This window comes from Clostridium sardiniense (genome assembly GCF_016907995.1).
GTDB lineage: Bacteria > Bacillota > Clostridia > Clostridiales > Clostridiaceae > Clostridium > Clostridium sardiniense.
Genome location: NZ_JAFBDA010000003.1, coordinates 1 through 13983, shown reverse-complemented (window position 1 = coordinate 13983; position 13983 = coordinate 1). Strand labels below are relative to the sequence as shown.

16 protein-coding genes and 1 riboswitch are annotated in these 13983 nt (G+C 28.5%); of the genes, 9 read left to right on the top strand and 7 right to left on the bottom strand.

Annotated elements, in window-relative coordinates; all coding sequences use genetic code 11:
* The first annotated feature begins 63 nt into the window (after positions 1-63).
* Genes araD through fsa form a run of 3 tightly spaced genes read left to right on the top strand, consistent with a single transcriptional unit; the run spans position 64 to position 2343 of the window.
* Positions 64-762 carry an L-ribulose-5-phosphate 4-epimerase gene (gene araD / locus JOC62_RS03785; RefSeq protein ID WP_204593866.1) on the top strand — a complete coding sequence of 233 codons (699 nt, stop codon included), beginning with the start codon at positions 64-66 and terminating at the stop codon, positions 760-762.
* Positions 763-820: 58 nt separating this feature from the next.
* On the top strand, positions 821-1672 hold the full coding sequence (locus JOC62_RS03780) for an L-ribulose-5-phosphate 3-epimerase (RefSeq protein ID WP_204593865.1): 852 nt from the start codon (positions 821-823) through the stop codon (positions 1670-1672).
* Positions 1673-1686: 14 nt separating this feature from the next.
* Complete coding sequence (fsa, locus tag JOC62_RS03775; protein ID WP_204593864.1) at positions 1687-2343, top strand: fructose-6-phosphate aldolase; 657 nt, start codon at positions 1687-1689, stop codon at positions 2341-2343.
* A gap of 154 nt (positions 2344-2497) precedes the next feature.
* On the opposite strand, the gene JOC62_RS03770 is transcribed toward fsa, so the two are convergent.
* The 5 genes from JOC62_RS03770 to JOC62_RS03750 all read right to left on the bottom strand — a co-directional run bounded on the left by JOC62_RS03770 (position 2498) and on the right by JOC62_RS03750 (position 6426).
* Positions 2498-3775: an alkaline phosphatase family protein gene (locus tag JOC62_RS03770; RefSeq protein ID WP_204593862.1), complete on the bottom strand. Its 1278-nt coding sequence runs from the start codon at positions 3773-3775 to the stop codon at positions 2498-2500.
* 85 nt (positions 3776-3860) lie between these two features.
* Positions 3861-4823: a DUF4097 family beta strand repeat-containing protein gene (locus JOC62_RS03765; RefSeq protein WP_204593860.1), complete on the bottom strand. Its 963-nt coding sequence runs from the start codon at positions 4821-4823 to the stop codon at positions 3861-3863.
* Entirely contained in the window at positions 4804-5625 is an 822-nt protein-coding gene (locus JOC62_RS03760) for an HAAS signaling domain-containing protein (protein WP_204593858.1), read from the bottom strand. The genes JOC62_RS03765 and JOC62_RS03760 overlap by 20 nt, the downstream gene beginning before the upstream one ends.
* Positions 5618-5941, bottom strand: coding sequence for a PadR family transcriptional regulator (locus tag JOC62_RS03755; RefSeq protein WP_204593856.1), 324 nt, complete (start codon positions 5939-5941; stop codon positions 5618-5620). The genes JOC62_RS03760 and JOC62_RS03755 overlap by 8 nt, the downstream gene beginning before the upstream one ends.
* 245 nt (positions 5942-6186) lie before the next feature.
* Entirely contained in the window at positions 6187-6426 is a 240-nt protein-coding gene (locus tag JOC62_RS03750) for a DUF1292 domain-containing protein (protein WP_204593854.1), read from the bottom strand.
* 456 nt (positions 6427-6882) lie between these two features.
* On the opposite strand from JOC62_RS03750, the gene sfsA reads away from it, so the two are divergent.
* The 3 genes from sfsA to JOC62_RS03735 all read left to right on the top strand — a co-directional run bounded on the left by sfsA (position 6883) and on the right by JOC62_RS03735 (position 8673).
* Positions 6883-7575, top strand: a complete 693-nt coding sequence (sfsA, locus tag JOC62_RS03745) for a DNA/RNA nuclease SfsA (RefSeq protein WP_204593852.1) — start codon at positions 6883-6885, stop codon at positions 7573-7575.
* A 74-nt stretch (positions 7576-7649) separates the two neighbouring features.
* Positions 7650-8144, top strand: a complete 495-nt coding sequence (locus JOC62_RS03740) for an NAD(+) diphosphatase (RefSeq protein WP_204593850.1) — start codon at positions 7650-7652, stop codon at positions 8142-8144.
* 163 nt (positions 8145-8307) lie between these two features.
* Positions 8308-8673: a hypothetical protein gene (locus tag JOC62_RS03735; protein ID WP_204593848.1), complete on the top strand. Its 366-nt coding sequence runs from the start codon at positions 8308-8310 to the stop codon at positions 8671-8673.
* Positions 8674-8791: 118 nt separating this feature from the next.
* On the opposite strand, the gene JOC62_RS03730 is transcribed toward JOC62_RS03735, so the two are convergent.
* Both JOC62_RS03730 and JOC62_RS03725 read right to left on the bottom strand, forming a co-directional pair.
* Positions 8792-9139: a hypothetical protein gene (locus JOC62_RS03730; RefSeq protein ID WP_204593846.1), complete on the bottom strand. Its 348-nt coding sequence runs from the start codon at positions 9137-9139 to the stop codon at positions 8792-8794.
* Positions 9129-10382 carry a DUF1576 domain-containing protein gene (locus JOC62_RS03725; RefSeq protein ID WP_204593844.1) on the bottom strand — a complete coding sequence of 418 codons (1254 nt, stop codon included), beginning with the start codon at positions 10380-10382 and terminating at the stop codon, positions 9129-9131. Before JOC62_RS03725 ends, JOC62_RS03730 begins: the two co-directional genes overlap by 11 nt.
* A 164-nt stretch (positions 10383-10546) precedes the next feature.
* Between JOC62_RS03725 and JOC62_RS03720 the strand changes: the two genes are divergently transcribed.
* The 3 genes from JOC62_RS03720 to lepB all read left to right on the top strand — a co-directional run bounded on the left by JOC62_RS03720 (position 10547) and on the right by lepB (position 13482).
* Positions 10547-11227, top strand: coding sequence for a beta/alpha barrel domain-containing protein (locus tag JOC62_RS03720; protein WP_204593842.1), 681 nt, complete (start codon positions 10547-10549; stop codon positions 11225-11227).
* A gap of 102 nt (positions 11228-11329) precedes the next feature.
* A riboswitch (Lysine riboswitch) is annotated at positions 11330-11498 on the top strand.
* 149 nt (positions 11499-11647) lie between these two features.
* Entirely contained in the window at positions 11648-12943 is a 1296-nt protein-coding gene (lysA, locus tag JOC62_RS03715; RefSeq protein ID WP_204593840.1) for a diaminopimelate decarboxylase, read from the top strand.
* Between the two features lie 32 nt (positions 12944-12975).
* On the top strand, positions 12976-13482 hold the full coding sequence (gene lepB, locus JOC62_RS03710; protein ID WP_204593838.1) for a signal peptidase I: 507 nt from the start codon (positions 12976-12978) through the stop codon (positions 13480-13482).
* The last annotated feature ends 501 nt before the right edge of the window (positions 13483-13983 follow it).

The following is a 13983-nucleotide window of genomic DNA, read 5'->3' as shown; positions in this document are numbered from 1 at the left end:
AGAAATCTAAATTTTAAGGTTTCTACCTTAATTAAAAGAGATTATTTTAGGGAGGTTTTTTATATGTTAGAAAACTTAAAAAAAGAAGTTTATGAGGCAAATATGCTTCTTCCAAAATACAATTTAGTAACTTTTACATGGGGAAATGTTTCAGCAATAGATAGGGAAAAAGGACTTGTAGTGATTAAGCCATCAGGTGTTGAGTATGATACTATGAAGCCTGAAGATATGGTTGTTGTTGATTTAGATGGAAAGGTTGTAGAAGGAAAATATAAACCTTCATCAGATACAGATACTCATATAAAGATTTATAAAGAGTTTGAAAATATTGGAGGCGTTGTTCATACTCACTCAAGATGGGCAACAATATTTGCTCAAGCAGGAAGAGGAATAAAACCATACGGAACAACTCAGGCAGATTATTTTGCAGATGAAATTCCATGTACAAGAGATATGACAAGAGAAGAAATTGAAGGAAATTATGAATACAATACTGGAGCAGTAATAGTCGAAAGATTTAAAGATATAAATCCGAAGTATATTCCAGCAGTTCTTGTTAAAAATCATGGACCGTTTACTTGGGGAAAAGATGCACATGAAGCAGTCCATAATGCAGTAGTTTTAGAAGAAGTCGCAATGATGGCATATAATACAGAAATTTTAGCAAATCAAAAGGTTAATAGTATGTCAGATGATTTATTAAATAAGCATTTCTCAAGAAAGCATGGTCCTAATGCTTACTATGGACAAAATGGAGCTTAGTAAATAGTAAGAAGAATATAAAAGGTTTTCTGAGGATTAAATTTAAGGAGAGATTTTTATGAAAGATTATTTTATTGGATTATATGAAAAAGCAATGCCAAATACTCTTACATGGAGACAAAAGCTTGAATGTGCAAGGGAAAATAATTTTGACTTTATTGAAATAAGCATAGATGAAACAGATGAAAAACTTAAAAGGCTTGATATGACAAAGGAAGAAAGAAAAGTTCTGGTAGATCTTATGTTTGAAGTTGGTGTTCCTATAAGGACTATGTGTCTTAGTGGACATAGAAAGTATCCTTTAGGTAGCGAAGATGAAACTACAAGGAAGCGTTCAATGGAAATAATGGAGAAGGCTATAGAGCTTGCTGATGATTTAGGAATTAGAATAATTCAGCTTGCTGGATATGATGTTTATTATAAAAGCGGAAATGAAAAGACAAGGAATATTTTCTTTGAAAATTTAAAAAAAGCAACTGAAATGGCATCAAGATCAGGTATTATATTAGCTTTTGAAACTATGGAAACCGAGTTTATGAATACAGTAGGAAAAGCGATGAATTATGTAGAGGAAATAAATTCACCATACCTTGGCGTATACCCAGATTGCGGGAATATAACAAATGCAGCATTAACTAATAATGAGAATGTGATTGAAGATTTAAAAAAAGGGGAAGGGCATATAATGGCAATTCACCTTAAGGAAACAGTGCCTGGAAAGTTTAGAGAAATTCCATTTGGAACAGGTCATGTTAACTTCAAAGATATAATAAAAACTTCTTATTATATGGGGGTCAGAAGGTTTGTTACTGAATTTTGGTATACAGGAACAGGAGATTATAGAGAAGGTATTAAAAATGCAAGAAGCTTTATGGAAGAGAAGTTTAAAAACGCTTTAGGGAAATTGTAAAGGAGTGAGTTTTTTTGAAAATATTTATAGATACTGCTAATGTAGAAGAAATAAGAATGGCCAGTAAGCTAGGAGTTTTATCAGGGGTGACTACAAATCCATCATTAATTGCTAAAGAAGGAAGAGATATAAATGAAGTTATAGAAGAGGTTTGTAGTATTGTAGATGGACCTATAAGTGCTGAAGTTATGAGTTTAAATGGAGATGAGATGGTTAAAGAGGCTAGAGAACTTTCTAAAATCCATAAAAATATAGTAATTAAGATTCCGATGTGTGAGGAAGGGCTTAAAGCTGTAGCTACTCTTTCAAAAGAAGAAATAAAAACGAATGTAACATTAATCTTTTCACCACTTCAGGCATTACTTGCAGCAAGAGCAGGAGCTAGTTTTGTAAGTCCATTTCTTGGAAGGCTTGATGATATAGGAAATCCGGGGATAGAAGTTATTGAGCAAATATCTGATATGTTTACTATACACGGAATTGAAACTGAAATTATTGCAGCTAGTGTAAGAAATCCAATGCATGTATTAGATGCGGCAATGGCTGGATCAGATATAGCAACAATTCCTTATAATGTTATAGTGAATATGATAAGGCATCCATTAACAGATGCGGGAATTGAGAAATTTATAAAGGATTATGAAAGTTCTAAGCAGCAAAGAAAAGAATAAGATGTATATGCATATTTAGTTTGATAAAAGACCCCTGTTTAAAAACAGAGGTTTTTTATATTTTTATATATAGATTTTAAATAAAGTTCCAAGTTAAAAAATATTATTAAAAATAATCATAGCAAATTTAAAAACGACTAGGATATCATAGTTTCTATATTTTAAATATATCTAGTATTTTACCATCACATTCTTTAATTGAGGAATTTAACATATTTAAAATAGTAGTTCCTTCATCTATTAAACTCATATCACCTATATAATTATTCTTTTTTATATTTTTCCCTTTTATCATAAAGAATGTTCTATAATCTAGGCTTTCAGGGAAATAGCCATGAGTTGCAACATCGTGGTTTCCAGAGGTTTCTTCAATTATATATCCATCAATAGAATTAATGAAGTAGTAGCCATCATTTGCTTCTAACATAAAGTCACAGTTTCTATCAGCGCCGAAGGATACAGCCTCTTTATTTGAATATATATTTTTTATGCACTTATTATTATTTTTAGAGAAATTATCAATAAGTGCATAAACAGTTTCTCTAGAAATATTTGAATTCTTATTTATATAGATATAAGCTGAGCCATCACAATAGTTACAATATATATCCCATGATGTTATTTTATTTTTATTATTAACTTTGATATAGCCTTTATCTAAGAAGAATTTATTTAGCTTAATTACATAATCAGCATCCTTAAAACTATGATCACCAAGTGCTATTAATGTGCTATTTTCATAAATATTATTATCTTCTAAGAATTTAATTATTTTTCCAAGTCTATCATCATGACGATTTAAGGCTTCTTTAATTTTAGGTGATTTAATACCAAAGTTATGCTTATGAGTATCTACATCTGTAAGATGAACTAATATAAAATCAGCAAGATCATTTTTAAGTACATACATAAGGCTTTCGAAGGTAAAGTTGTCTAAATTAGGTTGATTAAGTCCATCTCTTAATTTTCCAAATAAATTATTTAACTTAAGCTGAAATGATAGTGTGCCATTTAGAGCTGAAACTAAAATTTGATTTTGCCAAGGCCTATTTGCAAAAACTTCAGGTAAATTCAAATCAATAGTCTTTGATTTGGCTGTAACTGGCCAAAGTAGAGCACAGGTTCTAAGTCCAGACTCTTTAGCTACATCATAAATTGTTGGGCCGTTTATATATTTTTGTTCCCAAAACCAGTCAGGATTTTTTCTAAATGGTTCAATCTTAATATTATTTACAATTCCATGATTAATAGGATATTTACCTGTTGAAATTGATACATGTGCTGGATAAGTAAGGGAAGGGTATACTGATTTTACTATATCTGAATATGAAGATTGTTCCATAAGCTTTTTAAAATTAGGTAATGTTTTTATATATTTAAAATCATTTGTATCTACTGCATCGAAAGATAGTATTATAAATTTTTCTTTCATAAAAAATAATCCCCCTTTAAAGGTAAAATATTATATTAATATTCTACTATAAAGGGGAGAATTTATATAATTAGTTTCTTAATTTTTATTTTAGAATAATATCGCCATTATTATTGTTTAAATTTACAATATTCTTTCCGTTACCTAAAGAGAAGGATTTATCATTAATAGATTTATCTTCATGATAAATACCATTGATATTACTTTTTGCTAAGATTTGATAATCATTAAGATTTTTAATGTTATTAAAAGTTATCTCTCCATATTTAGTAGATATATTTGTATTTTTACCTAATTTAGAAAGATTGGTTTCAATGTTACCATTATTAGATTTAATATTAGAGTTTCCAATAAAACCTTGTACATAAATATGACCATAATTAGCGAATATATCAGAATTATTTATATTAGAATCATTTAATTGTACATTTCCATTTGAAGCTTTTAAATTAACATCATTAGCTTTTATGGTTTGTAAATTAATATCTCCATAATTAAGATCTAAATTTAATCTAGAAAGAGTCAAATCTCTAAGATTAACATATCCATTATTAGATTTTATATTTAAATTTCCAGTATAACTTTTAGGAAGTAAAAGTGTAATGCTTATATTATAGATATTGCTAGATTCATTAGGTAAAGATAATTCTAAGGAGTCACCTGTTTCTTTAAATTTTATAGTAGAATCTTTAAATTCTTCTACTTTGCTTTGACGTCCACTTAATGAATAGTTTACTTCAATATCATTAGAATCTGTACTTTCAATTTCTATAGCTGCATTATTATAATTTATACTAATATCTTTAATATTTTTATTTAATTTCTGGTTATATGATTGAGTTATTGAAGTATGTGGCTCATTCCAAGTTGAAAAATCAAATATTGAATCATCAACACCAAAATATTTAGTAACTTCATCTTTATAATTAGATAATCTATAATTGCTACTATATAGTATAGTACATGCACCTATATATGAAAAAATGCATACAAGAAGGAGAACTAATAATGTTATTTTAAATTTCTTTTTAATTAGTGGTTTTTTCATTTTCAACTCCTCCTTTATTTGATTTCTTGAATAAATTTATTATTGAAAATAATACCCATTTTATAAGATAGTAGGAAAGCATAGCTAAAAGAGCTGTTAATGCAAGTGATCCTATTATAAATAATATAATTACGCTATTTGGAAATTCTATAATAAACCCTGGGGTACTCGAAGCACCAATAACAACTATCCCTATTTTGCTAAGCATCACAAATATTCCGCTTACACTTATTGCTAGTCCACCAATGATTAATGCACCAAGAAGAGCAACAAAAGCAATAAATAATCCAATGGCACAGGCTCCTGCACCTAATGCTAGTGGTGCTAAAAAAATAAATGCTATTATTATTAAAATAAATTTAATTAAGCCTTTAGCACTAAATGAAAAGTTTTTAAAGGGCCTTGAATCTTTTTTATTTTCGGTTTCTTCTTTAGAAAAATTATATTTATAATCTTCAGTGTCTTCAAAAGTCTTTTCCTTAGAATCTTCTTCAACCTCTTTAGTAGCTTCTTCATCAGATATAGCTTCATATTTTACATCACCATAAAACTTTGTATCATTTTCAGTATATGATGAAGTAGTATCTTCAGTTGTTTGAACCTTTTCTAGGTATGCACTTCTATATTGATAAACTAATTCATAAGGATTTCCTAGTTCATCTATAATTTCTTCTTCTGTTTTACCATTTGATAATCCAACTGTAAAATGCTCTTGATAATCAAATATAATATCTGCAAGCTCTTTTTCAGGGAAATCTTTTAATCCGTTAGCTAGTATAGATAAAAATTCATTTTTACTCACACTTATAACCTCCCATAATAATTTTGTTAACTGCGTTTTGGAACGCTAACCATTCACGTTCAAGATTTTCTTTATAATCATAGCCAAGTGCTGTAAGTCTATAATACTTTCTTGGTGGGCCTTCCATAGATTCTTGAAGATATGTGGTGAAATATCCCTCCTTAGTTAATCTCCGAAGAATGGGGTAAACCGTGCCATCTGAAATTGAGATATGTTTTGAAATTTCGTTAATTAACTCATAACCATAACAATCCTTAATAGATAATACTGAAAGAACACATAACTCTAAAACACCTTTTTTTAATTGAGTATTCATGGCATCAGAACCTTTCTGTAAAATATTTCATGTCTATAGTATACAATTCAGTACTATACAATGCAATATAGTGAAATAGAATTTATTTATATTTTAAGAAAATAATAAGATTTCTTAAGAATTAGATTTTTAATGAAATTTTATTATAGCTCTAGTAAAAATAGATAATAATATAAATAAAATATCATCATATTCTAAAAGTAAATTTTTATAGAATATGATGATATTTATATAGAGTAGCATTATTACATTTTTAGCTTTGAAACTTGCTTAAACATATTAATCTCTTTTTCAGAGGATACTTCCTCTAGAGATTCATTCCAATCTTTATCAAATTTTATTTTAAATAATTCTATTTTTTCATGAGACGTAACTGGAGCTAGTGCAACGTATTCTGATCCAGATATTAAAACTTGCTCTAAAATCTCATAATCAATTTTGTTATTGTTTTCATCTCTAAAGGTCATTATTTTTTTATCACTCAAAATTATCACTCCTTACCTTATAAGATTAGTATCTTAATTAAATAGATTTTTATGCTATAAACTGTTCTAAATTTACTATTTTAAAATTATGAAAATAATTACATGGGAAAATCAAATCCAAAATATGTAAGTTTAATACACAGTCAGAAAACGTTGAAGATAGGAGGTTTAAGGGGGATTGTGTTAATAATGTGGATAAGTCTAATAACTTTGTGGATAAGTTCTCTTTGATGTTAAAATTTAAAAAAAATAAGGTTTGTACAATATATATGTATAAAATAAAATATAAGTAACAATATAACGTATATTGTAGAAATAACAATTATCAATTACAATTTATTGTAGAATGATAATGAATAGTGTTAAAATTACTCAACATTACTAACAAAGCTGTGGATAAAAACTGTGGATAATGTGGACAAGTTGGGAAATTCACAAAATAAAAGGAGATTAATAATGAAATATAATAAAGAAATATTAGAAGCTAAATTTATAAGTAGACCAAATAGATTTAACGCTAAGGTAAATTTAAATGGAGAAGATATAACGGTTCATGTTCCTAATACTGGAAGATGTAGAGAGATATTAACAGATGATGCAACTGTGCTTTTAAGGAAAGAAGATAATCCAACTAGAAAGACAGCCTATGATTTAGTTGCAGTTTACAAGGGAGAGATGCTTATAAGTATAGATTCTCAAATACCTAATAAAGTGGTTTTTGAAGCTCTTCAAAATAAGAAAATAAAAAAGCTAGTTAAGTACAATAATATACTTAAGGAAAAGACCTTTGGTAACAGTAGATTTGATTTTAAGTTATCAAGTGATGAAGGTGAAGAATATTATTTAGAAGTTAAAGGTGTAACATTAGAGGATAAAGGTCACGCTGCCTTTCCAGATGCGCCCACTGATAGAGGAAGAAAACATTTATTAGAACTTATTGATGTAAAAAAGAGTGGAAGAGGTGCTGGAGTATTATTTTTATTGCAAATGGAAAATATGAAGGATTTTGTTCCTAATGATGAGAGAGATGAAAAGTTTGGTGAGGCACTTAGAGAAGCACGTGATAATGGTGTTGATATATTTGTATATGAGTGCATTGTAGATAAGGAAGGTATAACTTTAAATAAAGAGGTTAAAGTTAATTTTTAGAAAACATACTTCTAAAAGATAAGAGGGTACTTTATAATAGAGGTAATTGATGTTTTATAAGAGGGAGAAAGTGTATGAAATATAAATTTTGTCCAAAGTGTGGAAGAGAATTAGAAATGTTTAATTGTTGGGATGAGGGTGAAGTTCCGTATTGCCCAGTTGATAATACATTGTATTTTGATACTCCAAGACCATGTATTGTTGTTGGAGTAGTTAAAGGTGATGAAATTCTTTTATTAAAACAAAGTTATATATATAAGAATTCTAAGGTATTAATATCTGGATATGTGGATCAGGATGAATATGCAGAGGATACAGTTTATAGAGAGGTACTTGAAGAGACTGGAATAGAGAGTAAAAATATAAAATATTTAGGATCTGATTTTGTAGAAGGTAAAGAACTTTTAATGATAACCTTTATGGCTGAATATAAATCAGGTGAAATAAAAAAATCTGATGAAGTTGAAGGGATTGGCTGGGTTAAAATAGATGATGCTTTAGCACAAATGCAAGAAGATAAAATAGGAACAAAAGTTGTTAAGAAGATTATTGACATTAGAGAAAAATAATAATTATTAGAGATAAAAGATAAGTAGTATTATATATTAATTTATAAATTTATGTTTCATAAATTTAGATAAGTATAGTATTACTTATTTTTTTGTAAAGAGTGTATTGAAATATGTTATAAATGTCTTATATGGTATAATTAGGTAAAAGGGGCGTGATAGAATGGTGGAGGATAATAAATCAATAGTTATAAAGTTAATAGGATATTTTTATATCTTTGGAGCAATAATTTTGGTTTTAACATTTGGAGTTAAACAGGAAATCAATTTCAATATTAGGTTTGGAATGCAATATATACCAGAGAGTATATTTAAAGTAGCCCTTATATTAGTTACGGTTATAATGGCTTATGGATATTTAAAGATGAAGATATGGGGATACTGGATGATGGTTATATACTCAATATTATTTTTATTTGCAAGCTTAAATGGTATTATCAATTATAATAGCCAACCATTTATAGGAAATACTATATTTTCTATTATTGTATTAGCTTGTACATTCAAGCAGAGAAAGAGCTTCACTTAAAATGACAAAACCTAAATAGATAGGAAGATATATGTGTATAAAATATATAGATAAAAAACACTATTGTAATATTACAATAGTGTTTTATTCTTTTTGAAATAAGTGTTATAGAAATATATTAATGTGATTCTATTCTTTGAAGTTCTATATGAAGTACATTACTTTCATAATTAATATTTGCGCTATCAACCATCATACCTACAAGAGAAAGTTCACAATCAAATTCACTTTCGCCACCAAGGTGCCAGTAATACTGTTCAACTTCATGCTGACGAGGGATGTTCAATGTTTGAACTAAGTTATCATAATCATCTTTAGGGAAATTATCAATAATAGCATCTATAGTTATATTAGATGTATTATCTATATTTTTTACATTAACAGTTATGTCTTCTGCTAAAAAGTGATAGCAAAAGGACATTAATTCATTTATTATCCTAAGATTTTTTTCAATTTTAAATTTCATCCTTACGAACCTCTCTTTTAAATGTAGTAATAATAGGTATTAAAATCATAGCTACAAATCCACCGGCTAAACCATTATTATAAAGATTTAGACCACCATGCAAGTACCCCACATTTGTAACCAATGCTACATGAAGTATTCCTGAAATTATACCAATCTTCCAGCCAAATTTACCGCCTATAGGAGCTAAACAGGTACTAAAAAGTATTGCAAGTAATATTCCAGGGTCAGATATGGAATAGATACTTATAAATCCTCCAAGAGTTGCACCAATCATAACAGGTATTATGTTTCTTATATGTTTACCAAAGCATCCAAAACCTATTATGGTAAATATTCCTCCAAGGGTTGGACCATTTAGATCTCCACCTATAAGTAGTAAATAGAATGTAGCAAATAGACCTACTATTCCCATATTAATATAAGCGGTCTCTCCAAAAAGTAGGTAAAAGTCTGACACAAGTTTACCAGATTGTTTACTTATCCTTTTTAAATTATTTTTTGTATTTCTTCCATAATAAAGGCCAATACCAATTAAATAAAGGCATATTATTATCATAAATACAAGAAAGAATTCATTATTACCTTTATTCCAAATTAATTGAGTCTTAAAGTCAATGCCTATTGATCTAAATAAAGACATTAATAGAGTTGCCAGTAGTCCACATGCAAAACCTATATTGTATAAATTATATCCAGCATGGGAAGATATACAGTGTGTTGCTATAGGAGTTAAAACAAATCCTATAAAAATACCAATAATTGAACCAAAAAATAATCCTAAGATTGGGTTATCTGAAGTAAAGCTAAGCTGACTAACTGTTGGTGCAAGGGTTGTGGATAATAGCATAACTAATGTGTAATTAAGTAGTGGTTGTTTTTGATATCTTGCAAAAAGATAAACACCAAACATAACAGGCCATATGTTTAAAATATTTTTTCCAAAGAAAGAAAAGCCAGTCATAAGCCATAAAGCCATTATTGTTGAACCATTTGGTTTTATACCTACAAGAACTAATATAAAGATGCTTATTATACTAGTTAGTGCTGCATTAACTAAGGTAGCGCCTATTCCACCAATTTCTACATAATCAGTAATTAATATGTCTGGGGTTAAGAGAATTTTCTTCAAACCATTAAAGATCTCATGGGGTGAATTAATAATAAAGGCTGTAACTATAAAAAATAAATAAATAACCAATAAAATTTTATATGGTAAGAAGAGTTTTTTCTTTCCAATCACAGTCTTTTCACCTCGTTTTATTCTATTATTTGTAAATATTATATTACAAAACTAGTCATATTAGCTAGAAAAATAATTAAAATATTACTATATAATATTTCCACAAAGGAAAGTTGGATATATAATATAGTGTAAAGTTAATACATAATTTTGGAGGGATAATAATGAATAAGGATAATGAAAGGTATGTACCTGAGATTTTAGGGACTTTGAGAAATCATATAATTGAAGCACCAGCAATTATAAGGAAGTGTAGTGGAATAAAAATATTTGGGAAGAGAGTTAAGTCTATAATGTTTTCCACAGATGTTGCAATGATAAAGAATACAAATGCAGACGCAATAATGGCAGTATATCCTTTTACCCCCCAGCCTAAAATCACTGAAGCCATAATAACAGCTGCGGATGTTCCTGTATTTTGTGGAGTTGGTGGGGGAATAACTCAAGGTAGAAGGGTTGTAAACTTAGCATTAGATGCAGAATTTAAAGGAGCAATAGGAATAGTTGTAAATGCTCCAACTTCAAATAGCATAGTGAAGAGAATAAGAAAGACAATAGATATACCGGTAGTTGTAACTGTTGTTTCAGAAGATACAGATATAGAAGAAAGATTAAATGCGGGTGCAACTATATTAAATGTATCAGGTGGAAAAGATACACCGAAAATAATAAGAAAGATAAGAGAAGAATATCCATTAATACCTATAATAGCAACAGGTGGACCAACACAAGAAAGTATTCAAGAGACAATAGAAGCGGGAGCAAATGCAATAAGTTATACACCACCATCATCAGCAGAAATAATGGGGGATTTAATGGACGTTTACAGAGAAAGAAAATTATAGAAAAAATTAGAAAAAGTTTTAAAAAAAGTATTGTAAATTAATAAAAATATGGTATCATAATTAGTACAAGTTGTATAAAATATAATATAAAATTGAAGACAAACCTAGGGTAGAGGTGCCAAGATTAAGAGTAATCTTTAGGAGTTTTGCAGACTATGATAAAAGATGAAAGGAAGATTGGCCGAAGTGTAATTATTAGCAAAGATAATTATGCTGGGGATGTATATAATATATGCATCACTGTCACATGTCGTGGAGAGCTACAAGGATTAAAAAGTTACAATGATTATTTCACCTATTGCATCTTAGCAGTAAGTAATATTCTTATACGTAATAATAGACCTTATAACCACACGCTATTACCCGTCACAGTTTAATCTGTGGCGTTTTGTTTTACTTAAATAGAGTGGAGGAATCATTATGAAACTATTTGGTAATATGAAAACAGAAGAGAATACATTGGTAATTGGAGGCGTAAAAACAACAAAATTAGTAGAGGAGTTTGGAACACCTCTATATGTTATGGATGAACAATTGTTAAGAGATAATTGTAAGAAGTATATTACTTCTTTTAAATGTAAAGAAAGAGGAAATAAAGTAGCATATGCAGGTAAGGCTTTCTTAACTCTTGCAATGTGTAAATTAATTGAAGAAGAAGGACTTTGTTTGGATGTAGTATCAGGGGGAGAACTTTATACTGCATACAAAGCAAATTTTCCGTTAGATAGAGTATTATTTCATGGAAATAATAAAACATTAGAAGAAATTGAAATGGGTGTACAATTAGGAGTGGGAACATTCGTAGTTGATAATCTATTTGAAATAGAACAACTAAATCAGATGGCAAAGAATTATGGAAGATCACAAAATATTTATCTTAGAATAACTCCGGGGATAGAAGCACATACTCATGAGTATATTAAAACTGGTCAAATAGATTCAAAGTTTGGATTTGCGCCAGTTGGAGATAATATAATAAGTGCGATAAAGAGAGCAATAAAGCTAGAAAATGTAAATCTATGTGGGTTACATTGTCATATAGGATCTCAGATATTTGAGCTAACGCCCTATGAAGATGCTGCTGAAATAATGCTTAATTTAATTAAGAGAATACAAGATGAAACAGGATATTTAATTGGAGAGTTAGATTTAGGTGGTGGATTTGGAATTTACTATAGCAAGGAAGATAAGCCTAGAGAAACAAATGAATATTGCGGTGCTATATTAGATAAAGTTGATGCAGTATGTAAGGAAATTAATTTAGAGGCTCCAACACTTGTAATTGAACCAGGACGTTCAATTGCAGGGAATGCAGGAACTACATTATATACAATAGGATCAATAAAGAATATTCCATCAATAAGAAAGTATGTATCAGTGGATGGAGGTATGACAGATAATATTAGACCAGCGCTTTATAAAGCAAGATATGAATGTATTGTTGCAAATAGAGTTATATATGATTCAAAAGAAAAGGTAACAATATCAGGGAAATGTTGTGAATCAGGAGATATATTATTAAATGCTATAAAGATACCATCAGTTTTAAGTGGTGACTTATTAGCAATGATGTCAACAGGAGCTTATGGATATTCAATGTCTAACAACTATAATAAAATACCAAAACCAGCAGTTGTTATGGTTAAAGATGGAGAAGCAAGAGTTATATGTAAAAGAGAGAGCTATGAGGATATAATAAAGAATGAAGTAATATAAAAAATTAACTAAAGGGTATAAAGAGGGGAAGTATGGATAATAAATTTATAAGAGAGTGGTTACCTCCTATAATTGTGGCTGTTTTACTGGCTATAATGATAAACAAATTCTTAATATTTAAAGTAGATGTTCCTACAGGTTCTATGGAACCTACTATAAATATAGGAGATAAATTCTTAGTAACTAAGATATATAATTTTGAAAATCTAAAAAGAGGAGATATTATAGTCTTTAAAAATAATGAGAAGAATCAAGTTATGGTAAAAAGACTTATAGGAGTTCCAGGAGATGAGATAGATATTCAAGGTGAAAAATTATATATTAATGGAGATGAGATTAAAGAAGACTATGTAAAATATCCAGACAAATACTTTGGAAAATTTAAAGTTCCAGAAGGTAAATACTTTTTCTTAGGGGATAATAGGGCAAATTCTGGAGATTCAAGAGAGTGGAAAGAGCCATATATTGATGAAAATGATATAAAAGGAAAAGTTCAAATAAGGGTATATCCTATTAAGAATTTTGGAAGTATAAAGTAGTATATTTAGAATTTATATCTAAATAAAAGAGGAGATTATATAGTCTTCTCTTTTATTTATTGATTTGGATTATTAAATTTGGACAGAATCATAAATAAGTTAAAGGTAGAGTGTTCTAGAGATATATTGAAGATTAAAAACTTTAATCTATGTATTATCATATCTTAAATTTAATCAGCATAATTTAAACCTATAAATAATATTAAGATAACTATAAAAGCAAATATCCATAATACCTTATATATTTCATACAATACTATAAATATCTGCTGAACTTATAAAAACTATTTTTATTACCAAGTTTATATTGATAACAAACAATAAAACTAACTGTTTTAAGGGTTATTATATATTATATTATATATATATTGAAATTATATATATAATAGGGTAAAATGAAAAATAAGTTATGTTTATTGTTTATTTTTCTTTCGAAGTTGTTGTTAGTTTAGTGTTTGTTTTGTGTGTTTTAGTTTTTTGTGTAGTGTTTGGGTTGGGGGT

Bases quoted from the DNA above. Each gene is read 5' to 3' on its own strand.
- araD (WP_204593866.1), top strand. From the start codon at position 64: ATGTTAGAAAACTTAAAAAAAGAAGTTTATGAGGCAAATATGCTTCTT.
- JOC62_RS03780 (WP_204593865.1), top strand. From the start codon at position 821: ATGAAAGATTATTTTATTGGATTATATGAAAAAGCAATGCCAAATACT.
- JOC62_RS03770 (WP_204593862.1), bottom strand. From the start codon at position 3,775: ATGAAAGAAAAATTTATAATACTATCTTTCGATGCAGTAGATACAAAT.
- JOC62_RS03765 (WP_204593860.1), bottom strand. From the start codon at position 4,823: ATGAAAAAACCACTAATTAAAAAGAAATTTAAAATAACATTATTAGTT.
- JOC62_RS03755 (WP_204593856.1), bottom strand. From the start codon at position 5,941: ATGAATACTCAATTAAAAAAAGGTGTTTTAGAGTTATGTGTTCTTTCA.
- sfsA (WP_204593852.1), top strand. From the start codon at position 6,883: ATGAAATATAATAAAGAAATATTAGAAGCTAAATTTATAAGTAGACCA.
- JOC62_RS03740 (WP_204593850.1), top strand. From the start codon at position 7,650: ATGAAATATAAATTTTGTCCAAAGTGTGGAAGAGAATTAGAAATGTTT.
- JOC62_RS03735 (WP_204593848.1), top strand. From the start codon at position 8,308: ATGGTGGAGGATAATAAATCAATAGTTATAAAGTTAATAGGATATTTT.
- JOC62_RS03730 (WP_204593846.1), bottom strand. From the start codon at position 9,139: ATGAAATTTAAAATTGAAAAAAATCTTAGGATAATAAATGAATTAATG.
- JOC62_RS03720 (WP_204593842.1), top strand. From the start codon at position 10,547: ATGAATAAGGATAATGAAAGGTATGTACCTGAGATTTTAGGGACTTTG.
- lysA (WP_204593840.1), top strand. From the start codon at position 11,648: ATGAAACTATTTGGTAATATGAAAACAGAAGAGAATACATTGGTAATT.
- lepB (WP_204593838.1), top strand. From the start codon at position 12,976: ATGGATAATAAATTTATAAGAGAGTGGTTACCTCCTATAATTGTGGCT.